This is a genomic window from Streptantibioticus cattleyicolor NRRL 8057 = DSM 46488 (genome assembly GCF_000240165.1).
Classification (GTDB): domain Bacteria; phylum Actinomycetota; class Actinomycetes; order Streptomycetales; family Streptomycetaceae; genus Streptantibioticus; species Streptantibioticus cattleyicolor.
Genome location: NC_017586.1, coordinates 2,464,066 through 2,487,702 on the forward strand (window position 1 = coordinate 2,464,066; position 23,637 = coordinate 2,487,702).

A 23,637-nucleotide genomic window follows, 5' to 3' on the forward strand; every position below is an offset into this window, starting at 1 on the left:
TGTTCCACTCCCTCCGGTCGGCGCAGCACTGTAATGGACACCTGTGGCGGGCGGGTGCGGCTCAGGCGTCGGCCGGGCCGAGCACCGGGAGCAGTTCGGGCAGGTGTCCGTCGGACGCCCGCCCCGCCTCCCGTCGTTCGTCGGGCACCGGACCGTAGAGCGTGTCGCGCTGCCGGGACGGGCGCCCCGCCGCCTCGGCGATCGCCTCCAGGTCGCGGATGGAGCGGTACGAGCCGTAACCCGAGCCCGCCATCCGGGAGATGGTCTCCTCCATCAACGTGCCGCCCAGGTCGTTGGCGCCCGACCGCAGCATCTCGGCGGCGCCCTCGGTGCCCAGTTTCACCCAGCTCGTCTGGATGTTGGGGATGTGCGGGTGAAGCAGCAGCCGGGCCATCGCGGTGACCGCGCGGTTGTCCCGCATGGTCGGCCCGGGGCGGGCGATCCCGGCCAGGTAGACCGGGGCGTTGGTGTGGACGAACGGCAGCGTGACGAACTCGGTGAAGCCACCGGTGCGTTGCTGGATCCCGGCCAGCAGCCGAAGGTGGCCCAGCCAGTGCCGGGGCTGGTCCACATGGCCGTACATCATGGTCGAGGAGGAGCGGATGCCCAGCTCGTGGGCGGTGGTGACGACCTCGACCCAGGTGGCGGCGGGCAGCTTGCCCTTGGTGAGCACCCAGCGCACCTCGTCGTCGAGGATCTCGGCGGCGGTGCCCGGGATGGTGTCGAGGCCGGCCTCCTTGGCGGCGGTCAGCCAGTCGCGGATGGACATCCCGGTGCGGGAGGCGCCGTTGACCACCTCCATCGGGGAGAAGGCGTGCACGTGCATCCCCGGCACCCGCTCCTTGACCGCCCGCGCGATGTCGAAGTACGCGGTGCCCGGCAGGTCCGGGTGGATGCCGCCCTGCATGCACACCTCGGTGGCGCCCACCTCCCACGCCTGCTGCGCCCGGTCGGCGACCTGCTCCAGGGAGAGGGTGTAGGCGTCGGCGTCGGTGCGGCGCTGGGCGAAGGCGCAGAACCGGCAGCCGGTGTAGCAGACGTTGGTGAAGTTGATGTTGCGGGTGACGATGTAGGTGACCTCGTCGCCGACGGCCGAGGCGCGTACGTCGTCGGCGATCCGGCAGAGCGCGTCCAGCGCCGGGCCGTCGGCGTGGAAGAGGGTGAGCGCCTCGGCGTCGGTGAGCCTGGCCGGGTCGTCGGCGGCGGTGGCGAGCGCGGCGCGCACGTCGCCGTCGATGCGTTCCGGGACGAGGCCGGGCGCGGCCTGTTCGCGCAGCGCCTCCCAGTCGCCGTAGACCTCGTCGAAGTCGGCGCGGCGGTCGCCGGTGCGGCCCTCGGTGTCGATGGTGCGGTGCAGATCGGTGCGGCCGGAGCCGGCCGTGAAGGTTTCCTCCGGCTCCTGCCAGGGCAGGCCGCGCGGAACGGCGTCCTCGACGGCGAGCCCGGTCCCCGGCTCGGCGAGCGCGGCGATGTGCGGCAGCACCCGCGGGTCGAGCCACGGCTCCCCGCGCCGGACGAACTCCGGGTACACGGTGAGCCGCTCGCGCATGGCGAACCCGGCCCCGGCGGTCAGCGCGCGCAGTTCGTCGATGTGCGGCCACGGGTGCTCGGGGCTGACGTGGTCCGGGGTGAGCGGGGAGACGCCGCCCCAGTCGTCGATGCCGGCCGCGATCATCCGGGCGTACTCGCCGTCCACCAGGTTGGGCGGCGCCTGGATCCGGGCGGCCGGCCCCAGGATGAGCCGGGCCACCGCGATCGCGGCCACCAGGTCGTCCAGCTCGGCGTCGGGCATGCCGCGCATCGGGGTGTCCGGCTTGGCGCGGAAGTTCTGGACGATGACCTCCTGCACGCCGTGGTAGCGCCGGGCCACGGTGCGGATGGCGAAGAGCGACTCGGCGCGCTCGGCGTAGGTCTCGCCGATGCCGATCAGGATGCCGGTGGTGAACGGGACGTTGGAGCGCCCCGCGTCCTCCAGCACCCGCAGCCGTACGGCCGGCTCCTTGTCGGGGGAGCCGTGGTGCGGGCCGCCGGGCTCGGCCCACAGCCGGGTCGCCGTGGTCTCCAGCATCATCCCCATCGACCCGGCGACCGGCTTGAGGCGCTGAAGGTCGGTCCAGGTCAGCGCGCCGGGGTTGAGGTGGGGCAGCAGCCCGGTCTCCTCCAGGATCCGGATCGACATCGCGCGCACGTAGGCGACGGTGTCGTCGTACCCGTGCGCGTCCAGCCACTCGCGGGCCTGCGGCCACCGCTCCTCGGGCCGGTCGCCGAGGGTGATCAGGGCTTCCTTGCACCCCAGTTCGGCGCCCTGCCGCGCCACCGCCAGCACCTCGTCCGGCGACATGAACATCCCGTGCCCGGCCCGCCGCAACTTCCCCGGCACGGTGGCGAACGTGCAGTAATGGCACTTGTCCCGGCACAACTTGGTCAGCGGGATGAACACGTTGCGGGAGTACGTGATCACCCCGGGGCGTCCGGCGGACTCCAGCCCCGCGTCGCGCACCCGCGCCGCGATCGCCGACAGCTCCCGCAACTCCTCCCCCCGCGCCCGCAACAGCACCGCCGCCTCCGTCACGTCCAACGCGACCCCGCTCCGCGCCCTCCCGAGCGCACGGCGCATCGCGTTGGCGGTCGGTTTCGGCTCCTCCGGACGCGGCAGACCAGTGCTCATCCCCCGAGCATACGAGCGCCCACCGACAGCGCCAGTACGCACACGGCTGCGCCGTTGATCACAGGTGGGGGCGGGAATAGGTCGGGGCGGACGAATGGTTGACGCGGCGCCCTCCCGCCCGCCCGCCCGCTCGGTCCGGTCCGCCTGCGGCGGGGGACGGTCACCTGGCGTCCAGGTACCCCGTCATGCGCTCCTCGATGCGGGCGAGCCACTGGGACCAGGTCATGCCCTTCGGGGGGTACCCGTGAAAGCCGAGATTCTGGAAAGCACCTTCAAGCTGTTTTTCGGTACGCGCGACGGAACGTACACCTTCAATGTCCGCGACAACAGCCCGGGCTGTCTCGGCATCGACGTACTTCAAGTACTCGGAGATCACCGCCTCATGGTCGGCGTGGTCGTCCTGCCAGTACATGTAGAAATTTCCGCCGAGGAGACTTTTGAGCTCGGGAAACCGCTGCTCCCACTCCCACCACGTCTCGGGGACCGACGGTTCGATCCGCTCTCCACCGGCAACGAACGCTCGAAGATGCGGCAGCATGCGCCCGAGGTACACGTCCAGACTCGCGCCGTCGGACGCCTGAAGACGATCAGGCGTGATGCCGGAATCGGCAAGCTGGAGCAGAATCTCTTCGGTAGGGCCACAACTGAGCAGCTTTTCGATCTCCGAAATCACCCTCGGCACCCGCCCTGGGTGACGGGTCGCTGCCCGCAGGTAGCCGCGCATGGCGAGGGACGGACGGTCCCCGCTGTCGACGTCCGCAGGCGTATTCCCGCAGTCCGCGCTGCCCCGCGCCACAGTGTAGGAGTTCAGCAGACGCGGTAGTTCCTGGAACCATCGCTCATCGCTGTCGAACGACTCCATGTCACCGGTCATGGCTTGCCGAAGACCGCCAGCGGACCGTAACCGGCCTCATGGACGCTGTCGAAGGCCCGGGCGAGACGAGCCACGATGTCTTCCTGATCGGTTGCCGTGAACTCATCGAGGGAGAACGTGAACTCCGTGGTCTCGTCGTCGCGCTTACGAACGTAAGCGGTAACGGGACGCTCGTCAGCGGCGGTCCAGCACTTCAGAAGTACCGTGTTGCCGTCAAGGTCGAGCACCAGCTCGTCGACCAAGTCCCGGATGTCGGCACCGACGATGTCGACCATGCGCTCACCGGGGCTGCACTCACTGATCGCGTACTGTCCGCTGCTCGGGCGGAGGACGGGAAGGCCGGCATCGGTCAATGCCTTGAGTACCGCGTTGCAGCTGTCGTTGTCGAGCACGGGGACGCACCACGTGATGAACCCCCCCGTCGGCCCGACGTGGGTTTCCGGGCAGCGAGGAGGAAGAAAGAGGTCCAGGGCTTCCTCTCGTCGGCTCACGGACACCTCAGGCGCCTGGTAGCCGTTCTTTCGTACGTGCGCCAGAAAGTCGTCCGGCAAGGCGAGATGATATCTGCGGAGATAGTGGACGAAGTCGATCGGCCACACCCAGACACCGTCCGTGATCAGCGATCCAGCACCCACGATGAGCTCATCGTGAGAGATGACGTCGAGCTCCGCGCCCTGCGTGATGAAGATCTCGGAGCAGGACTCGAGGTAGGCGAGAATCTGCTCCTCGTCGTCGGCCGGCGGCCCCTCGATCGCGTCGCGGATCGACGGCAGAGGTCCCAGATGCTCACGGCCTTTCATTTCCTTGTAAAAGCCGACCAGCTTCGTCATCGTCTCTCCTGCACCGTCCCTACGGCCGTCCTGTCGGGCGGAAGGTGATCCATTGACCTCCGCGGTCGATGACCGGTTTCTGCCCGGGACCGAGTCCGGGGTCCGTCCCGATCCTATCGGACGGGGCCCGGACGGGTACCCCGAGATCGTTCGCCAACTGCTGTCCGAGCGGCAGGTGACCCGGCTTGGCTCTACCTGAATAACAGGAAATGAGTCGAACCGGTCCACCGTCGTAGTTCGGGTTGTTGAGGATGGCCTCCTTGATATGCGCAGGGGAAACATGGTCGTCCATGAGCACCTTCCCTGCCGCGTTCACCCGGCCAGCGATGTAATAGCCCTCATCCGTACCATGGACGATGACGTCATGGAACCTGGGGATCCTGGCTATGTTGACGGTATTGTTCAGCGTTTTCGGATCGTAGCCGATCGTGGTGCTGTTCTTCCCGAAGTAAACTGGATCTCCCGTCATGAGCTCGAAGTCACCGGGTATTGCCGGCGGAGCGGCAATCTTCGAGTCCTCGCTCCAGAACAATTTCCAGGCCCGACGTTTGCCCATGTCGTCGAGGAGCCCGGACCGTCCCAGCGCCGGGACCATACGCGGGCCGATGCCCTCAAGGGCACTCTGCACGCCCTTGCCGAATCCGCCGCCGATGATGCCCAGCAGGGCGCCGATCTCGACGTCCTGCTCCAGGGTGTCGGCGTGGCGGAGGCGGTCGGGGTTGACGATCGCGTCGTAGCCGAGGGTGGTTGCCGCGCCGCCGGCGGCCATTTTGGCGATGGGGGTGAGGGCCTTCATGGCGCGGCCGAGGGTGCCGAGGGATTCGAGGATGGCTTCGGCGGCGCGGTCGACGGTGCGGGCGGCTTCGGCGATGCGGGCGATCAACGCGGTGATCCTGACGGCGCGTTCGCCCGCGGCGAGGTTGGAGGCGACCTCGGCCAGCGGCCCGGTCAGCAGGGACAGCGGCAGCGCCGCCACCTCGAACTCCAGGATCTCCGCGCAGAGTTTGCCGATCTCGGAGATCATCTCGTGCGCCTGGTCGGCGAACCTGTTCAGCTGGTCGTGGCCGTCATGGCACGCCTTCGCCGTCTTCTCGCACTGCTCGCGCACCTCCACCGCCCGGGCGTGGAACGCCTCGGCCGCCTTCCCCTCCCAGCGCAGGCCGCCCAGGGCCTGGCCCACATGCCAGTGCGCGTCGTCCAGCGCGTCGCCGAGCGCCTTCCAGTGGCGGGCCACCTCGCGGATCCCGTCCGGGTCGACGGCCGGGTTGGTGATGCCGATGAATTCGAGCACATCGGCCATGGAGTGCCCGATGGACTCGTTGATCTTGTTGATCCAGTGCAACGGGTTGAGGTCGACCACGCCGTCACCCCGCCGACGCGTACGTGTGCCGCTGATCCGCCATGCGTTCTGTGTCCCCCTGTCCTTCGGTGGTTCATGAAGGCCGGGGCCAGTCTAGGGACCGCCACTGACAGGGCGACGGGGAGGTGGCTACGTGGTGGTGTCCCGTCCTGATCGCAGCACGCGGCCGGGGAGGGCGCCGGTGGGGGTGTCGTGGCGCAGCGTCTCGACGCCGCAGACGCGGACGGCGACGACGCCGAGGGCCTTGGAGTCCAGGCGGGGGCTGTCGCCGGGGAGGTCGTGGACGAGGGTGGCGGGGGCGGCGTCGACGCGGTCGGGGTCGAGGAGGACGAGGTCGGCGTGGTGGCCGACGGCGATCCGGCCGCGGTCGCGCAGGCCGAAGAGGCGGGCGGGGGCGTCGGTGAGCATCGACACGGCGCGTTCGAGGGGGACGAGGCGGCGTCCGCGCAGGCAGTCGCCGAGGAACCGGGTGGTGTAGGGGGCGCCGCACATGCGGTCCAGGTGGGCCCCGGCGTCCGAGCCGCCGAGCAGGACGTCCTCGTGGTCCCAGACGCGGCGGCGCAGTTCCCAGCTGGCCGGGTCGTTGTCGGTGGGCATCGGCCACAGCACGGTACGCAGCCGGTCGGCGGCGCAGATGTCCACCAGGGCGGCGAAGGGTTCCTGGCCGCGTTCGGCGGCGATGTCGGCGACGCGGCGGCCGGTGAGTCCGGCGTTGGCCGGGGAGTAGGTGTCGCCGATGACGTAGCGGCCGAAGTCGGTCAGCCGCCGGAAGACCCCGGCCTCGGGGCTGGTGGCGTGACGGACCAGGGCGGCCTGGACGGAAGGGTCGCGCAGCCGCGCGATCCGGGCGTCGACGGGGAGGGAGAGCACCTCACCCCAGCCGGGCACGAGGTTGAGGGCGCAGAAGGTGCCCAGGGACATGTTCATCGGGGCGAGGACGGGCATGGTGAGGGCGACGACCCGGCCGCCTCGGGCGCGGGCGGCGGTGGAGGCGGCGAGCTGGCGGGGGACGCGGTCGGGGACGGCGGAGTCGACGGTGAGGACGTTCCAGTTGAGCGGGCGTCCGGCGGTGGCGCTCATGGTGGCGAGCAGGTCGATCTCCTCGTCGCTGAAGCGGTCGAGGCAGCCGCTGACGATGGCCTCGATCTGGGTGCCGGGGTGGTCCCCGACGGCCCGGCACAGGGTGAGGAGTTCGGCGCGGTCGGCGTGGCGGGAGGCGACCGGGGCGCCGTCGCCGTCGGAGTGGGTGGACGACCGCGTGGTGGACAGCCCCCAGGCGCCGGCCGCCAGCGACTCGTGCAGCAGGCGGGTCATCTCGTCCAGTCGCCGCGCGTCGGGCCGGCCGCCCACGGCGTCGGCGCCCATCACGTACCGGCGCAGCGCGCAGTGGCCCACCATGAAGCCGGCGTTGACCGCGATGCGGCCGTCGAGCGCGTCGAGGTAGTCGGCGAAGGAGTGCCAGCGCCAGTCGGCGCCCTGTTCCAGCGCGGCCAGGGACATCCCCTCGACCTTGCACATCATGCGGCGGGTGTAGTCGGCGTCGGCGGGGCGCAGCGGGGCGAGGGAGAAGCCGCAGTTGCCGCCGACGACGGTGGTGACGCCGTGGTTCATGGAGGGGGTGGCGAGCGGGTCCCAGCACAGTTGGGCGTCGTAGTGGGTGTGCGGGTCGATGAAGCCGGGGGTGAGGACGAGTCCGGTGGCGTCCTCGGTGGTGCGGGCGGGTTCGGTGGTGGTGCCGGGCGGGGTGACGCAGGCGATGCGGCCGTCGCGCAGTCCGACGTCGGCGACGCGGCCGGGGGCGCCGGTGCCGTCCACCACGGTGGCGCCCTGGATCAGATGGTCGAGCACGGGTCTTCCTCTCGCACGGGTGCGGGCGCCCGGTCCGGGGGCGCGCGGCCGGCCGCGGTCGGGCGCCCCCGGGCCGGGCGGGCAGCGGCGGTCCGGGATTCCGCCGCGTCCGTGGGCGGCGCTACCGCGCCCGGGCGGTCTGCCGGAACCGGGTCGTGCGGTGCACCGGATCGGTGTCGATCTTGGGGACGACGTGTTCGCCGATGAGCCGGATCGTGGTGAGCGTGTCCTGGTAGGGGACGCCGACGGGCAGCCCGAAGCAGAGCTGGTCGGCGCCGGCCGCCTCCCAGCGTTTGCACTGGGCGAGCACCTCGTCGGGGTCGCCGCAGATCAGCAGTTCCTCGGCGATGAGCAGGTCGATGAGTTCCGGGGTGTAGTCCGGGAGCAGTTCGGGCCAGCGCGGGATGCCGTCGGGGCGGGGGAAGGTGTCGTGGTAGCGGAAGAGCAGCGACTGGAGGTAGTTGAGGTTGCCCTCGACGGCGATGCGGCGGGCCTGTTCGCCCGTTTCGGCGCAGATGGCGGTGGTGGTGACCATGACGTTGTCGTTGACGTAGCCGCCGACCGGTTCGGCGTCGCGGACGGCGGTCTTGTAGGAGTCGACCACCCATTCCATGTCGGAGACCTTCTGGACGCTGAAGCCGAGCACCCCGAGGCCCTTGCGGGCGGCCATGGCGTAGGAGGCGGGGGAGCCGGCCGCGTACCACATGGCGGGGTGGGAGCCGCCGTACGGTTTGGGGAGGACCTTGCGCGGCGGCAGCGACCAGTGTTCGCCCTGGAAGCCGGGGTAGGTGTCGTTGAGCCACATGCGGGGGAACTCCGCGATGGTCTCCTCCCAGATGGCCTTGGTGTGGTTCATGTCGGTGATGCCGGGGAGGAAGCCGAGGATCTCGTGGCTGCCGGCGCCGCGTCCGGTGCCGAACTCGAACCGGCCGCCGGTGAGGTGGTCGAGCATGGCGGCCTTCTCGGCGACCTTCACCGGGTGGTTGACCTGCGGCAGCGGGTTGAAGATGCCGGAGCCGAGGTGGATCCGGGATGTGGCGTGGGCCAGGTAGCCGAGGTAGACGTCGTTGGCGGACAGGTGGGAGTACTCCTCCAGGAAGTGGTGCTCGCTGGCCCAGGCGTACTTGAAGCCGCAGGCGTCGGCCTGGATCACGTACTCGGTCTCCTCCAGCAGCGCGTGGTGTTCGGCCTCCGGGTCGGCCGAGGCCCGGTGCGCGGGCACATATCCCTGTACGAAGATCCCGAATTCCACGTCGGCCCCCAGCACATATCTGACGGTACGTCAGTTCAATGAGTGCGACTGTCGCAGCAAGCGCCAAAGGCGTCAATAGCTGACGGAGCGTCAGCCCGGTCGGACGGTCACCGCGCCGGGGCCTCGTCCAGCAGGGGCGCGACCTCGGAGGCGAAGGCGGCCATCTGGACGAGGAGTTCGCAGATGTCACGGCTGCGGAAGCGCACCTGGATCTGGCCGACGCCCATCGCGGGGTAGGCGCGCAGCGACTCGGCGAGGCGTTCGGGCGGGCCGGACAGGGTGCGGCGGCCGACGTGCCAGGCGGGGACGCCGACGTAGAGGGGCTCGGTGATGGCACCGATGTCCAGCGGCTCTCGGTCGCCGCGCAGCCGGCGCAGGGTGGCGATGTGCCCGGCCAGGGCGTCGCGCGGGTCGCCCTGCGGCAGCCAGCCGTCCCCGCGCCGGGCGGCCCGGCGCAGCGCGGCCGGCGAGGAGCCGCCCACCCACAGCGGCGGACGGGGCCGCTGGACGGGCCGGGGGCGCTGGCCCAGGTCCTGGAAGGCGAAGCGTTCGCCGCAGAAGTCGGGGAACTCCGCGTCGGTGCCGAGCGCCGACTTCAGCGCGTCGACGGTCTCGTCCAGCACGGCGCCGCGGCCGGTGAAGTCCGCGCCGAGCGCCGCGAACTCCTCGGGGACGTGGCCCGCCCCGACGCCCAGGATCAGCCGGCCGTCGCTGAGGTGGTCCACGGTGGCGTACTGCTTGGCGGTGATCAGCGGATGGCGCAGCGCGGCCACCGCCACGTGGCTGAGCAGCCGTATCCGGTCGGTGACGGCAGCCACGTAGGACAAGGTGGCCACCGGGTCGTACCAGGTGGTGCTCATGGTGTCGGCGAGCCGGCGGGGGACGGCCACGTGGTCGCAGCAGCCGAGGTAGAAGAAGCCGAGCCGGTCGGCGGCGCGGGCCACCGCCAGCAGGTCGCGTGGCCCGGCCTCGGTCTCCCACGGTTCGGCGTACAGCGTGCTGAGCGACTGCACCGGCAACTGCATGCCGTACACCAGCCGGTCCTGCGGCAGGACGCGCACCATCGGGCCTCCCTGGGGCGGATGACCTCATGGTGGAGTCTGACGCAGCGTCATACAAGGTGGCTGCCGGGCGGTGGCTCAGCCGGCCCACAGCCCGTCCGGGGTGAGCCCGAGCAGATCGACGGCGTTGCCGCGGACGACGCGTTCGACCACGTCGGGGGCGAGGTGGCCCATCTGCGCCTCGGCGATCTCCCGTGACCGCGGCCAGGTGGAGTCGGAGTGCGGGTAGTCGGTCTCGTACAGGACGTTGCCGACGCCGATGGCGTCCAGGTTGCGCAGCCCGAAGGCGTCGTCGAAGAAGCAGCCGTAGACGTGGTCGGCGAAGAGTTCGGAGGGCGGTCGGCGCACCTTCCCGGCCACCCCGGCCCAGCCCCGGTTCTCCCGCCAGACCGTATCGGCGCGCTCCAGGACGTACGGGATCCAGCCGATCTGGCCCTCGGCGTACATGATCCGCAGGGCGGGGAAGCGGTCGAGGACGCCGGACATCAGCCAGTCGACCAGGGAGAAGCAGCAGTTGGCGAAGGTGAGCGTGGAGCCGACGGCGGGCGGCGCGTCGGCGGAGGTGGACGGCATCTTCGAGGAGGAGCCGATGTGCATGGCGATCACCGTGCCGGTCTCGGCGCAGGCGGCCAGGAACGGGTCCCAGGCGCCGGTGTGCACCGACGGCAGCCCGAGGTGGGGCGGTATCTCGCTGAAGCAGACGGCCCGAACCCCGCGCGCGGCGTTGCGGCGCACCTCGGCCGCGGCGAGCCCGGCGTCCCACAGCGGGATCAGGGTGAGCGGGATGAGCCGGCCGCCCGCCTGCGGTCCGCACCACTCCTCGACCATCCAGTCGTTGTAGGCGCGCACGCACAGCAGCGCCAGTTCGCGGTCGCGGGCCTCGGTGAACGTCTGGCCGCAGAAGCGCGGGAAGGTGGGGAAGCAGAGCGCGGAGCGGACGTGGCCGGTGTCCATGTCCGCGAGGCGGTCGGGGACGCGGAAGGAGCCGGGGCGCATCTGGTCATAGGTGATGCCCTCCAGGCGGATCTCGTCGCGGTCGCAGCCGACGGCGGTGTCCAGGCGGGTCAGCGGCCGGCGCAGGTCCTCGTAGACCCACCAGTCGGCGAGCGGGCCGTCGCCCCCCGGCGTCCCCATCCGGGGGGCGAACCGGCCGCCGGTGAACGTCATCTCCTCGATCGGCGCCCGCACCACCCGCGGCCCGGCCTCCCGGTACCTGGCCGGAAGCCGGTCCTGCCAGACGTGTGCGGGTTCGACGGTGTGGTCGTCCACCGAAACGATCTGCGGAAACGTCTCCATGGCTCCACGGTACGCCCAGATCTGACGTACCGTCAGCTCTCGTGGCCGTCGCGGTCGCGGGAGGACTCCCACACCGCGCGGCCCTCGTGGACCGGGAGCAGCAGCCGCCACACCGCGTCGTCCATGCCGTGCACCGAGGCGATCCACCCCAGGTCGGCGTCGGGCACCCCGATACGGCAGGCGTCGTGGAGTTCCTGGAGGACGCCGAGCAGGTCGCCGTGGCTGAACGCGGGCTCCATCCGGCCGCCGCCCCGGTCGCCGGGCGGGCCGGGGACGAAGCGGCGGTACGCCTCCGCGTCGCGCAGCACGCCGACCGGCCGCCAGCCCGCCGCGAGCCGGCGCACCGGGGTTCCGGCCACCAGGTCGCCGTCGGCCTCCAGCACGGGCACCCGGTCCCGGTCCACCGGAAGCGCCGACCACCCGTCGCCGGCGGTGAGGACGGCCGCCGGGGCGACCCGGTCGACGGCGGCGACGATGCCGTCCCGTACGTTTTCGGCCAGCCGGCGACCGCCCGCGCCCCGGCCGCGGGGTGGCGCCGGCTCCGCCGCGGGCGGCAGATACGGCACCGCGACCATGCCGGCGTACAGGCAGCCGTAGAACGCCCCGGCCAGATCGGGTCCTTGGCGGTAGGCGAGAATCACCCGGCTGCCCGGCGGCAGGACGCCGCCGAGGCCGGCCGCCACCGCGCGGGCGCGGCGGTCGAGTTCGGCGTAGGTACAGGCCGCGGTGGCCGCGAACGGGGCGCCGGGCAGCGCGCCGTACGGTACGCCGTGCGGCAGCCGGGCGGCCCTGATCCGCAGCGTCCGCCCCGGAGTGGCCCCTGTCACCACCGCGTTCGTCCTCGCTTCCGGCGGCACCTCGACCGGACTTCGCAGCACCGACAGACGAGGCTTCGGCGGCGTACACCAGGAGCACATGACAGCTCCGTCACTCCTCTCCCTCATGGGCGACACAGACGGAATCTCAAATTCCGATCAATTAGCGTTGAATGGCCTACAACCGCCCGCCAGGGCGTGACCGAGCCCGGTACGACAGGGCAGACTGGCCGTCACGCGGCTGTACTCATCACACGCGGAGATGGTCCCGGCTCGCGATGAACGATCGATATACGGCCTGTCGCGACCGGCGCGGAATGGGAGTCTCGTGATGGATCGCGGAACGGGGCCGGGATTGCGCTTCGCGCTGCTCGGTCCGGTACGAGCTTGGCACGGCGACGAGCCGCTGCCACCCGGTTCACCGCAGCAACGCGCCCTGCTCGCCGCGCTCCTGCTGCGAGGCGGCCGGACCGCGACGGCCGACGAACTGATCGACGCGCTGTGGGGCGAGGAGCCCCCGGACAGCGCGCTGGCCGCGCTGCGCACCTACGCCTTCCGGCTGCGCAAGATCCTCGGACCGCAGGCGCTGGTCTCCGAGGCCGGCGGCTACGCGCTGCGGGCCGCGCCGGGCAGCCTGGACACCGCGGTGGCCGAGGGGTACGCCGCCGAGGCGGAGAAGGCCAGAGCCGGCGGGGATCCGGCGCGGGCCCGGGAGCTGCTGGCCGACGCCCTCGGGCTGTTCGAGGGCGAACCGCTGGCCGGTCTGCCCGGCCCGTACGCCGAGACCCAGCGCACCCGCCTGTCCGAGTGGCGCCTGACGCTGCTGGAGACCCGTCTCGAACTCGACCTGGAGCTGTCCTGCCACGCGGAGGCGGTCTCCGAGCTGACCGCGCTCTCCGCCGAGCACCCACTGCGCGAAGGGCTGCGGGCGCTGCTGATGCTGGCGCTGTACCGGGCCGGACGCCAGGCCGAGGCGCTGGGCGTCTACGCCGACACCCGGCGGCTGCTCGCCGAGGAGCTGGGGGTCGACCCCGGCCCCCAGCTCACCGAACTGCACCAGCGCATCCTGGAGGCCGATCCGGAGCTGGCCGCTCCGCCCGCCCTGGCCGGGGACCGCGCCTCGGCCCCGGCGGTCCCGGTCCGCCCGGCCCAACTCCCGGCCGCCGTATCCGACTTCACCGGGCGTGACGCCTTCGTCCGGGAACTCGTGGCGGAGCTTGCCGCGACGGAACGGGGTGTCATGGCCCTGTCCGCCGTGGCCGGGATCGGGGGCGTCGGCAAGACCACGCTCGCCGTCCATGTCGCCCACGCCGCCCGCAGCACCTTCCCCGACGGCCAGCTCTACGTCGACCTCCAGGGCCAGGGCGCCCGGCCGGCCGAACCGGAGACCGTGCTCGCCTCCTTCCTGCGCTCGCTGGGCACACCGGATGCGGCCATCCCGGACGGGCTGGAGGACCGCGCCGCGCTCTACCGCTCCGTCCTCGACGGCCGCCGCGTGCTCGCCCTGCTGGACAACGCCCGCGACGCGGCCCAGGTGCGCCCGCTGCTCCCCGGCACCCCCGGCAGCGCGGTGCTGATCACCAGCCGGGTGCGGATGGTGGACCTGGCCGGGGCCCACCTGGTCGACCTGGACGTGATGAGCCCCGAGGAGGCGCTCCAGCTCTTCACCAAGATCGTCGGCAGGGAACGGGTGCTGGCCGAACGGCAGGCGGCGCTGGACGTGGTGGCCGCCTGCGGGTTCCTGCCGCTGGCCATCCGGATCGCCGCCGCCCGGCTGGCCACCCGGCGCACCTGGACGGTCTCGGTGCTCGCCCGCAAGCTCAGCGACGAACGGCGCCGGCTGGACGAGCTGAAGGCCGGCGACCTCGCCGTCGAGGCCACCTTCGAACTGGGCTACAGCCACCTGGGCCCGGCCCAGGCCCGCGCCTTCCGGCTGCTCGCCCTCCCCGACGGCCCCGACATCTCGCTCACCGCCGCCGCTGCCGTCCTCGACCTCGATCCGTACGAGACCGAGAACCTGCTGGAGTCGCTGGTCGACATCAGCCTGCTGGAGTCCGCGGCCCCGGCCCGCTACCGCTTCCACGACCTGCTCCGCCTCTACGCCCGCGAGTGCGCCGAACGCGACGAGTCCGCCGCCGACCGCGAGGCGGCCCTGTCCCGCCTGCTCGACTTCTACCTCTCCTCCGCCGCCCGCGCCTACGGCCTGGAGAACCCCGGCGACCGCGCCCTGGACCACCTCGCCCCCACCACCCGCCCCGGCCTCACCTTCCACGACCGCACCGAGGCCCTGGAATGGCTCTTCGAAGAAGCCCCCGGCCTCCTGGCCGGCGTCCAGCAGGTGACGAGGCAGGGCTGCCCGGACGCCCTGCGGCGCGCGGTGGACCTGCTCTTCGCGTGCCAGGACCTGATGGAGTCGGGGGTGTACGCCCACGAATACGGCCATGCGACCCGGTCGCTGGTGGCCGCCGCCGCGGCCTGCGACGAGACGCTGGTGGAGGGGCGGGCCCGGGTCCTGCTGGGGCGCATCCTGAGCTGGTCCAGCAACCGCTTCTTCGACGCGGACCAGGAGGCCAAGCACGCCCATGTCCTGGGCCTCGCCGCCAAGGACGCGCTGACCTGCAGCTACGCGCCCAACCTGCGCGGTCTCATCGCCGCCGACCAGCGGCGCTTCGAGGAGTGCGCCGCGTACTACGAGCACGCCCTGGAGGCGTTCCGGCTCGACGGCAACCGGCACGGCGAGGCGGCCGTGCTGCGCAACCTCTCCTCGGTCTTCATCGAACTGGGCGACCGCAAGGGCGCGTTGGCGGTCGCCGAGGAGTCGGTGGCGCTCAACCAGGCCCTGGGGTCCGGCTTCCGGCTCGGCAACGCGCTCTACAAGCTCGGGCTGGCACTCGCCGCCAACGACAGACTGGACGAGGCGTTGCTGCGGCTGTCGGAGGCGCGTTCGGCCTACCAGGAGTCGCGGCAAGGGCTCTGGGAGGGCATGACCCTCTTCCGGATGGCCGAGGTGCACATGACGGCGGGCCGCCACCGCCAGGCCGCCTCCCTCGCCGACCAGGCGCTCGCCCTGATGAGCGACGACAGCGGTGAGCGGCGCAAGGCCAACGTCCTGACCCTGCTGGGCCAGGCCCTGGTCGCCAGCGGCAACTTCGACCGCGCACGCGCCTGCTGGCGGGACGCGCTGGCCATCTACACCAACCTCGAGTGTGGCGAGGCGGCCGACGTACGGGCGCTCCTCGGCGAGGCGCCGAACCCGGCCGTGGCCGGCTGACCCGCTCGTCCCACCGGAAAACCGCAGGCCACAGCGGTAACCGACCGCGTTTATCGGTTGCTTATCCGCGGATGCCAGGATTCCATCACAACGAGCCGCCCGCCTGGTGACGCACGGGGGTCGCCACCAGGCGGGCACCACACTCGGAAGCGACACCCAACGGGAGAACTCGCATGACCACAAACCTTCCCGGACCGGGCATCAAGCGCCCGGACCCCGGCATCGGTACGGCGACCGGCACGGGGGACATCAAGGACATCCAAGCCGTCCTTGACGAGCAGGAGCCGTTGCAGGTCAGCGACGAAGGGAACCCGCTGCCCAAGGGCGGCAAGCCGATCATCAAGCCCGACAACTGGTCGAATCCGTGACGGTTCCCACCCGCTGGGAACGGGGGTAACGGGGGAATTACGGGGGAAACGGGGAAAACCGGGGGGTTTCCCCGTGGGGGTTGCCCCGGGGTCACCCGGGGACGCCCTGACGGCGTCTCGCACAGGGCACCACAGCAATGGCGGAAGGCCGACCGTGGCGCGGAGGGGGCGCCACGGTCGGCTTTCTGCCGTCCCCGGGCCCCATTCATCAACGACAGGAACTGGAGCAGCACATGAAGGTGATACGCAGAGCCGTCGTCGCGGTGGCGGGTGTCGCCGCGGCGCTCGCGGCGGTACTGGCGCCCGCGGCCGTCGCGAGCGCCAACACTCCGGACAACTGGGGGAACCCGGGCTACGTCCAGCCCGCCAACTGGAGCACCACGTAAGCCTTCCGGCGGTTACCCAAGGCGGCGGCAGCCCGAGGCGGGTGCCGCCGCCCGTGGCGGAACGCGGCCCGGGGTCACCCCCGCAGCGCCCGCTTCAGCACCTTCCCACTCGCGTTCCTCGGCAACTCCGCCACGAACTCCACCGCCCTGGGCACCTTGAAGTTGGCCATCTCGCGGCGGCTCCAGGAGATGAGGGCGTCGGCGGTGAGGGCGGTGTCGGGGCGGCGGACGACGAAGGCCTTGCCGACCTCGCCGAGGCGGGGGTCGGGGACGCCGATGACGGCGGCGTCGGCGACGTCGGGGTGGCGGCGCAGGACGCGCTCTATCTCCGCCGGGTAGGCGTTGAAACCCCCCACGATGAACATGTCCTTGACGCGGTCGGTGATACGGAGGTTTCCGGCCTCGTCCAGGGAGCCGATGTCGCCGGTGTGGAGCCAGCCGTCGGGGTCGACGGCGCCGGCGGTGGCGACCGGGTCCTCGAAGTAGCCGGACATCACGTGGTAACCGCGGACCAGCACCTCCCCGTCGGCGGCGATGCGCACCTCGGTGCCGGGCAGCGGGCGCCCGCAGGTGGCGGCGACCACCTCGGGCGGGTCGGTGGGGCGGCACATACTGACGGTGCCGGTGGCCTCGGTCAGCCCGTAGGCCGTCAGCACGGTGGCGACGCCCAGTTCGCCGCGGAGGCGTTCCACCAGCTCCAGCGGGACGACGGCGGCGCCGGTGACCACGACGCGCAGCGCCGACAGGTCGTGGGCGCCCCGGTCGGGGTGGTCGAGCAGGGAGGTCAGCACGGTCGGCGGGCCGGGCAGCACGGTGATGTGCTCGGCGGCGAGGTTGGCCAGCACCACCGCCGGGTCGAAGACCGGCTGCGGCACGATCGTCGCCCCGCGCAGCAGACAGGCGACGATGCCCGCCTTGTAGCCGAAGGTGTGGAAGAACGGGTTGACGACGAGGTAGCGGTCGCCCTCGGTGAGGCCGGCCAGCCGGCTCCACACCCCGTAGACACGCAGCGTCTGGGCGTGGCTGACCACGGCGCCCTTGGGGTGGCCGGTGGTGCCGGAGGTGAAGATGATGTCGGAGGGGTCGCCGGGGCGTATCTCGCCGATCCGCCGCCGTACGGCCGCGTCGCCCACCCCGTCGCCCGCCGCGAGGAACTGCGGCCAGGTACGGAAGTCGGCCGGGGCGTCGTCGGCGAGGACCACCACGTCCCGTAGGTAGGGCAGCCCGGGCAGCGGGCCGGTGGGTACCGGTCCGGGACCGCCGGAACCGTTCGTGCCCCCGGCCGCCCGGCGCAGCGCCGCCACGTACGAGGTGCCCAGGAAGGTGCCGGTCACGAAGAGCAGCCGGGCGCGGGTACGGCGCAGTACGTAGGCCGCCTCGGCGCCCTTGAAACGGGTGTTGAGCGGCACCAGGACGCCGCCCGCGCTGAGCGCGCCGAGGGCGGCGACCACCCAGTCCGCGGTGTTGGGGGCCCAGACGGCGACCCGGTCACCGGGTTCGACGCCGTGCGCCAGGCAGGCCGCGGCGGCCCGTGCGACGCCCTTCGCGAGCTGGGCGAAGGTCAGCCTCGTCCGCCCCTCGACCACCGCCTCGCGCTCTCCGTACCGCCGCGCGGCCTGTGTCACCAGTGCGGGGATGCTGCCGAATTCCAGGTCTGCGCGCATCGGTCACCTCCGGATCACATCCAGTGGTACTCAGTAGCCGAACGGGTTGCTGACGCGATAGCTGACGTAGCGTCAGATTCGTTGGTAGCCTGACGTGCGGGTCACGCCAGGGTACGAGGAGGTGGGCGTCGGTGGCAGCCCTCAAGGACGCGGCGGCGATCGTCGGCATAGGCCGGACCGCCTTCGCCAAACGGCTCGAACCGTCCGAACGCCACCTCGCCTGCCGGGCGATTCTGGCCGCCCTCGACGACGCCGGGATCGCCCCGGCCGAGGTCGACGCCTTCGCCTCGTACACCATGGAGGAGACCGACGAGGTGGAGGTCGCCAAAGCCATCGGCGCCGGCGACGTGACCTTCTTCAGCAAGGTCGGCTACGGCGGCGGCGGTTCGTGCGCCACGGTGGCCCACCTCGCCGCGGCCGTCGCCACCGGCCAGGCGACCGTGGGCGTCGCCTGGCGCTCCCGCAAACGCGGTTCCGGGCCGCGTCCGTGGACCGAGACCCGGGTCCAACTGCCCACCCCCGCCCAGTGGACGCGCCCGTTCGGCCTGCTGCGCCCCGCCGACGAGATCGCCATGCTGGCCCGCCGCTACATGCACGAGTACGGCGTCACCCGCGACCACCTGTTCAACGTGGCCCTCGCCTGCCGCAACCGGGCCAACCAGAACCCGGCCGCCGTGATGTACGAACGCCCGCTGACCCGCGAGATGTACATGACCGCCCGCTGGATCAGCGAGCCGCTGTGCCTCTACGACAACTGCCTGGAGACCGACGGCGCCCTCGCCTGCGTGGTGGTCGCCGCGGAACGGGCCCGGGACTGCCGACAGCGCCCGGTCTACGTGCACGCCGCGGCCCAGGGGCTGCCCGCCCAGCACCACGGCATGGTCAACTACTGGTGCGACGACCCGCTGACCGGCCCCGCCTGGACCGCCGCCCGCCACCTGTGGAAATCCTCCGACATCACCCCCGAGGACATCGACGTCGCCCAGATCTACGACGCCTTCACCGCGCTGATCCCGCTGTCGCTGGAGGGCTACGGCTTCTGCGGACGCGGCGAGGGCGGCGCGTTCACCGAGGGCGGCGCGCTGGAGATCGGCGGCCGGCTCCCCCTCAACACCGCCGGCGGCGGCCTGTCCGAGGCGTACGTGCACGGCTTCAACCTGATCAACGAGGGGGTCAGGCAACTGCGCGGCACCTCCACCGCCCAGGTGGCCGGCGCACGCACCTGCCTGGTCACGGCGGGTGAGGGGGTTCCCACATCGGCACTGGTGCTGAGGGGTTGAGGAACGTGACGGTGGACGCGACCGGAGAACCGCTGCTCCCGCAACCGGACGACGACGGCGCGCCGTTCTGGCGCTACGCGGCCCGCGGCGAACTGCGCGTGCAGGCCTGCGCCGACTGCGGGCGGCTGCGCTTCCCGCCCCGGCCGTGCTGCCCGCACTGCCAGAGCTTCGCCGACGAATGGCGCCGGATGTCCGGCCGCGGTCGCGTGTGGTCCTACGTCGTCCCGCACCCGCCGCTGCTGCCCGCCTACGCCGCCCAGGCGCCCTACAACGTGATCGTCGTGGAACTCGCCGACGACCCCCGGATCCGGCTCGTCGGCAACCTCGTCACCTCCCCCGACGCACGGCTGAATTCACTCGACCCAGTACGTTTGCGCATCGGGGCGGCGGTAAGAGTCTGCTTCCACCGCGCCGTCCACCGCACCGGCGGCCTCACCGTGCCGCGCTGGCTGCTGGAGCGGCCATGACCGTGCGCTGCGAGGTACGCGGCGACGGCATCGCCGTGATCACCCTGGACCGCCCCGAACGCCACAACGCGATCGACCTGGAGACCGCGGAACGGCTCGGCGCGACCTGGGACCGCCTGCGGTACGACGACTCCGTGCGGGTCGCCGTACTGACCGGCGCCGGCGACGCCGCCTTCTGCACCGGCCTCGACCGCTCCGCCGGCATCCCGCAACCCGCCTCCCCCTACAGCGTCGACGACCCCCTGCTGCGCATCGGCCCCAAATCCCGCGACCTGTGGAAGCCGGTGATCGCCGCGGTCAACGGGATGGCCTGCGGCGGGGCGTTCTACCTGCTCGCCGAGTGCGAGTTCCTCATCGCGGCGGAACACGCGACGTTCTTCGACCCGCACACCACGTACGGGATGGTCAGCGCCTACGAGTCCATCGGCATGGCGCAGCGGATGCCGTACGGGGAGGTGGCGCGGATGGCCCTGATGGGCACCGCGGAACGGCTCGGCGCCCGCCGCGCCCACGACGTCGGCCTCGTCTCGCAGGTCGTCCCGGTCGGCCACGACCTGCTCACGGCGGCCCTCGACGCCGCCACGGAGATCGCCGGCCACCCCACGGAGGCCGTCCAAGGCACGGTACGGGCGCTCTGGGCCGCCCGGGAACTCTCCCGCGCCCACGCCCTCTCCTCCGCCGCCTCCCTCATCGCCCTGGGCAACGCCCCCGCGGAAACACAACGGGCCCGCTTCGCGGGGAGGGGGAGGGGGTTCCGTATCCGCTGACGGTCCGCTCGCGCTGGCGGTCAGCCATGAATTCCTCGGGGCACCCCCGCTCCCCCGCACAGGGCGTTCCCTCCAGCCCCGGACTCCCGGGGCACCCCCCGTTCCCCCGCACAGGGCGTTCCCTCCAGCCCCGGACTGCCCGGGCTGCGCCCGGTCCCCGTCTGGTCGTGGCTGCCGCCGGCCAATGCTTCCTGGGGGCGCGCCCGATTCCGCTTCGTCGTGGCTGAGGTCACGGATTGTTTCCCCCCGCCCACCCGTGGCTGTACTCGTACAGTGCGGGATGCGCACTGTCTGCCTGGGGTCCGGGGACCCTCCGGGGTGACTCCTCGCTCCACGCATCGTCTTCGGCTCTCCGCCGCCCCGCTGGGTCGCTGCGGGGACACCCCTGCACGCCCCCGTCCGGTCTCGTTCCACGCTGCGGCACGGGGGGGGTGAGAAAGGAGATCGGGGTCACCCCAACCTCCTCACTCACCCCCACCCGCGAAGAGAGGCACACGCACGACGGCACAAGGGGGTGGGCCGGGGGTGTCCCCGCAGCGACCCAGCGGACCGGGCGCAACCTTGGAACGAAACCTGGAGCGAGGAGTCACCCCCGGCGCGCCCCCGACCCCCAACGCACCGAAGGCGAACCGGCCCGGTGCCGAACCAAACCAAAAACCCACCCCAACCCCCCACCGGGCGGAGGTGAAGGGGTGCGCCCAGCCGTGGGCAAGGGGGATCCGGGGATACCCCCGGCCACCACGGGGGCGCCGGGGGAACCCCGGCAACCTGGAGCGGGCGAACCGGGCCACGGAGTAATGGCTGACCGCCAGCGCGAGCGAACCCGCTGACCGCCAGCGCGAGCATCAGCGTTTGGGGGCCACCCCCGTACCCTTCGCCGCGTCGAGCGCGTAAACGCACCGGTCCTTGCTGCACGCGAAGACCACACCGTCACGCACGACAGGCGTACCGGTGATCTCCCCGCCGGTCTCGAGCTTCCAGCGAAGTTGGCCGCCGGAGGCGTCCACCGTGTAGAGGCAGTGGTCCATGGAGCCGAAGTGGATGCGGCCGTCGGCGGCGACGGGGGCGCCGACGATGTCGCCCTGGGTGGCGAAGCGCCACTTGGGGGCGCCGGAGACGGCGTCGAGGGTGTAGAGGCCGCCGCCGCTGCCGAGGTGGACGAGGCCGTCCGAGACGAGGACGGGCTCCACGGACTGCCGGGCCTCGGTGGCCACGTGCCAGCGCCGCCCACCGGTGCGCGGGTCGATCGCGTGGACGGTGCCCAGGTAGTCGACGGCGAAGACGCTGCCGCCCGCCACGGTCACGGGGGCGAACATGACCGCCGGGGCGTCGAACCGCCAGCGTTCCGCGCCGGTCGCCGCGTCGAGGGAGAGCACCCGGGTGCCGGCGACCACGTACACCGAACCCTCGGCGGCCACCGGCCGCACCGGCATGCCGTCGTCCACGGGGGCGCTCCAACGGACGGTGCCGGAGTGCGGGTCGAGGGCGTGGAGCCGGCCGCCGCCGCGGTAGTAGACCCTGCCGTCGACCACCGCGGGCCCGGACTCGGGGGTCTCGAAGTCGGCCTGGGCACCGGCGCGTTCCCAGCGCAGCTCGCCACTGGCGGCGTCCCAGCCCTGCACCCCGCCGCCGCGGGTACCGGTGACCACCGTGCCGGGGGCGACCCCGATCGTGTAGACCCAGCCGTCCACGGCGAGCCGCCAGCGTTCGCCGCCGTCGGCCGCGTCGAGGGCGTACAGGCTGGGCCCGTCGGAGGCGTGGACGCGGCCGTCGGCCACGGCCATCGTCCAGGCGACATCCCGGGTCTTGAACTGCCGCTGCCCGGTGGCCACGTCGAGCGCGTGGATCTCGAACGACGTGACGTACAGCCGGTTCCCGGCCACCACGGGGGTGCCCCAGACGTCGTTGGACATCCGGAACCGCCACGGCCGCCAGCGCGGATCCGGCTCCGCGCGGGTGGCGGACGGGGCCGAGGGGGCCGGCTGGACGGGCTGCACCACCTGCACCGGCGGCCCGGACGGCGCCGGCGGCGGGACCACCGGCGGGGCCGACGGGGGCGGCGGCACCGCGCCGGGGGCCGAGGACGCCGACGGACGGCCGGGACCGGTCATCCCCGTCACCCCCTGGCCGCGCGCGCTCCAGCCCAGCCCCGGCACCGGGCCCACCGCCTGCGTGCCGCGCAACTCCTTGCCGTCGGCCACCCGCGGGCCGGGCCCGATCGGCACCGAACCGGCCAGCTTCACCGGTCCCGCGGCACCGCCGCCGACGGCCACCGCCGGCCGCGGGTCGCTCCGCTCCGCCACCGCGTGGCGCCCCCCGCCGGCCGGAGCGCCCACCGGCTCCGCGGACGGCGGCGGAGGCGGCAGGGGCGGCGGAGGCGGGGCGGCGGCAGCCGCGGCGGCCCGGCGCCGGCCGCCGCGCTCCTCGATCATCGCCACCGCGTTCGCCGGCAGCCAGGCCGAGGCCGATCCGCTGTCGTCCCCTCCGGAGGCGAACAGGTGCGGGGCGAGCTGCGCCTGGAGGTCCGCCGGGGTCGGACGGCGGTCGGCCTCCTTGCGCATGCAGGACTCGATCAGTGGCCGCAGCTCGTCCGGGAGCCCCGACATGTCGGGGGCCTCACGCAGCAGCATGAAGACCGTCTCCACCGGGTTGCCGCCGTGGAACGGCGGGTGGCCGGTGGCGGCGAAGAGCAGCGTGGAGCCCAGCGAGAAGATGTCGCTGGCGCCGGTGACGCTCCGTGAGTCGCGTGCCTGCTCCGGTGACATGTAGGCGGGGGTGCCCACGGCGACGTTGGTCATGGTCAGCCGGGTGCTGGAGACACCGCTGGCGATGCCGAAGTCGATGACACGGGGGCCGTCCTCGACCACGAGCACGTTGGACGGTTTCAGGTCCCGGTGGACCAGCCCGGCGCCGTGGATGGACTGGAGCGCCTCGGCGATCCCGGCCGCCAGCCAGCGCACCGCCGGCGCGGGCAGCGGACCGCTCTCGTTGACTATCTCCTCCAGCGAGGGCGCCGGGACGTAGGCGGTGGCGAGCCAGGGCACCGCGGCCCGGGGGTCGGCGTCGACCACGGCGGCCGTGTAGAAACCGCTGACCGCGCGGGCCGCCTCCACCTCACGGGTGAAGCGGACCCGGAACAGCTGGTCCTCGGCGAGTTCGGCACGCACCGTCTTGATCGCCACGCGTCGCCCGGACGCCGAGCGCGCGAGATAGACCAGCCCCATGCCGCCGGCCCCGAGCCGCCCGAGGACCTCGAACGGGCCGATCCGTCTCGGGTCGTGCTGCGAAAGCTGTTCCACCACTGCCGTGCCACCTCCCCGTCCCCCGAAATTCTCGCAGCCCCGACCGGCGTCCTGCGGTCAACCGTTCCGAGGCACGAGCACTGATTCTTCCCTGGGAAGTGGCCCGGTTGCGAACCCGGGGCGGTTTT

Annotated in this window: 17 protein-coding genes; 6 read left to right on the forward strand and 11 right to left on the reverse strand. The window is 72.3% G+C overall.

Annotated features, from left to right (window positions below; translation table 11 throughout):
- Window positions 1–61 precede the first annotated feature (61 nt).
- The 9 genes from SCATT_RS10930 to SCATT_RS10970 form a co-directional block, all read right to left on the reverse strand.
- Window positions 62–2,668, reverse strand: coding sequence for a bifunctional FO biosynthesis protein CofGH (locus SCATT_RS10930; protein ID WP_014143084.1), 2,607 nt, complete (start codon window positions 2,666–2,668; stop codon window positions 62–64).
- A gap of 160 nt (window positions 2,669–2,828) precedes the next feature.
- Window positions 2,829–3,530, reverse strand: a complete 702-nt coding sequence (locus tag SCATT_RS10935; RefSeq protein ID WP_231905067.1) for a contact-dependent growth inhibition system immunity protein — start codon at window positions 3,528–3,530, stop codon at window positions 2,829–2,831.
- 8 nt (window positions 3,531–3,538) lie between these two features.
- Window positions 3,539–4,372, reverse strand: coding sequence for a hypothetical protein (locus SCATT_RS10940; RefSeq protein WP_014143086.1), 834 nt, complete (start codon window positions 4,370–4,372; stop codon window positions 3,539–3,541).
- 19 nt (window positions 4,373–4,391) lie between these two features.
- A complete protein-coding gene (locus tag SCATT_RS10945; RefSeq protein WP_014143087.1) occupies window positions 4,392–5,732 on the reverse strand; it encodes a WXG100 family type VII secretion target in 1,341 nt (446 codons plus the stop codon).
- A gap of 129 nt (window positions 5,733–5,861) precedes the next feature.
- Window positions 5,862–7,580 (reverse strand): N-acyl-D-amino-acid deacylase family protein, encoded by a 1,719-nt coding sequence (locus SCATT_RS10950; protein WP_014143088.1) that lies wholly within the window; start codon window positions 7,578–7,580, stop codon window positions 5,862–5,864.
- A gap of 121 nt (window positions 7,581–7,701) precedes the next feature.
- Window positions 7,702–8,832: an LLM class flavin-dependent oxidoreductase gene (locus tag SCATT_RS10955; protein WP_173405707.1), complete on the reverse strand. Its 1,131-nt coding sequence runs from the start codon at window positions 8,830–8,832 to the stop codon at window positions 7,702–7,704.
- 107 nt (window positions 8,833–8,939) lie between these two features.
- Window positions 8,940–9,896 (reverse strand): TIGR03619 family F420-dependent LLM class oxidoreductase, encoded by a 957-nt coding sequence (locus tag SCATT_RS10960; RefSeq protein WP_014143090.1) that lies wholly within the window; start codon window positions 9,894–9,896, stop codon window positions 8,940–8,942.
- 75 nt (window positions 9,897–9,971) lie between these two features.
- A complete protein-coding gene (locus tag SCATT_RS10965; protein ID WP_014143091.1) occupies window positions 9,972–11,189 on the reverse strand; it encodes an amidohydrolase family protein in 1,218 nt (405 codons plus the stop codon).
- A 32-nt stretch (window positions 11,190–11,221) separates the two neighbouring features.
- Window positions 11,222–12,016, reverse strand: a complete 795-nt coding sequence (locus SCATT_RS10970) for an AMP-binding protein (protein ID WP_231905068.1) — start codon at window positions 12,014–12,016, stop codon at window positions 11,222–11,224.
- A 319-nt stretch (window positions 12,017–12,335) separates the two neighbouring features.
- Here SCATT_RS10970 and SCATT_RS10975 point away from each other — a divergent pair, with 319 nt between their 5' ends.
- The 3 genes from SCATT_RS10975 to SCATT_RS38965 all read left to right on the forward strand — a co-directional run bounded on the left by SCATT_RS10975 (window position 12,336) and on the right by SCATT_RS38965 (window position 16,029).
- Window positions 12,336–15,275, forward strand: a complete 2,940-nt coding sequence (locus SCATT_RS10975) for an AfsR/SARP family transcriptional regulator (RefSeq protein WP_014143094.1) — start codon at window positions 12,336–12,338, stop codon at window positions 15,273–15,275.
- A 173-nt stretch (window positions 15,276–15,448) separates the two neighbouring features.
- Window positions 15,449–15,643 (forward strand): hypothetical protein, encoded by a 195-nt coding sequence (locus SCATT_RS10980; protein WP_014143095.1) that lies wholly within the window; start codon window positions 15,449–15,451, stop codon window positions 15,641–15,643.
- Window positions 15,644–15,876: 233 nt separating this feature from the next.
- A complete protein-coding gene (locus tag SCATT_RS38965) occupies window positions 15,877–16,029 on the forward strand; it encodes a hypothetical protein (protein ID WP_014143096.1) in 153 nt (50 codons plus the stop codon).
- A gap of 74 nt (window positions 16,030–16,103) precedes the next feature.
- Here the strand turns inward: SCATT_RS38965 and SCATT_RS10985 are convergent, their stop codons facing one another.
- Window positions 16,104–17,693, reverse strand: a complete 1,590-nt coding sequence (locus SCATT_RS10985) for a FadD3 family acyl-CoA ligase (protein WP_014143097.1) — start codon at window positions 17,691–17,693, stop codon at window positions 16,104–16,106.
- A 131-nt stretch (window positions 17,694–17,824) separates the two neighbouring features.
- Here SCATT_RS10985 and SCATT_RS10990 point away from each other — a divergent pair, with 131 nt between their 5' ends.
- From SCATT_RS10990 to SCATT_RS11000, 3 genes are read left to right on the forward strand one after another with little or no spacing between them, the layout of a single operon-like run.
- Window positions 17,825–18,973, forward strand: coding sequence for a lipid-transfer protein (locus SCATT_RS10990; protein WP_014143098.1), 1,149 nt, complete (start codon window positions 17,825–17,827; stop codon window positions 18,971–18,973).
- An 11-nt stretch (window positions 18,974–18,984) separates the two neighbouring features.
- A complete protein-coding gene (locus tag SCATT_RS10995) occupies window positions 18,985–19,440 on the forward strand; it encodes a Zn-ribbon domain-containing OB-fold protein (RefSeq protein WP_014627846.1) in 456 nt (151 codons plus the stop codon).
- Window positions 19,437–20,207 (forward strand): enoyl-CoA hydratase/isomerase family protein, encoded by a 771-nt coding sequence (locus tag SCATT_RS11000; RefSeq protein ID WP_014143100.1) that lies wholly within the window; start codon window positions 19,437–19,439, stop codon window positions 20,205–20,207. Before SCATT_RS10995 ends, SCATT_RS11000 begins: the two co-directional genes overlap by 4 nt.
- 845 nt (window positions 20,208–21,052) lie before the next feature.
- Here the strand turns inward: SCATT_RS11000 and SCATT_RS11005 are convergent.
- Window positions 21,053–23,509, reverse strand: coding sequence for an outer membrane protein assembly factor BamB family protein (locus tag SCATT_RS11005; protein WP_014143102.1), 2,457 nt, complete (start codon window positions 23,507–23,509; stop codon window positions 21,053–21,055).
- Between the last annotated feature and the right edge of the window lie 128 nt (window positions 23,510–23,637).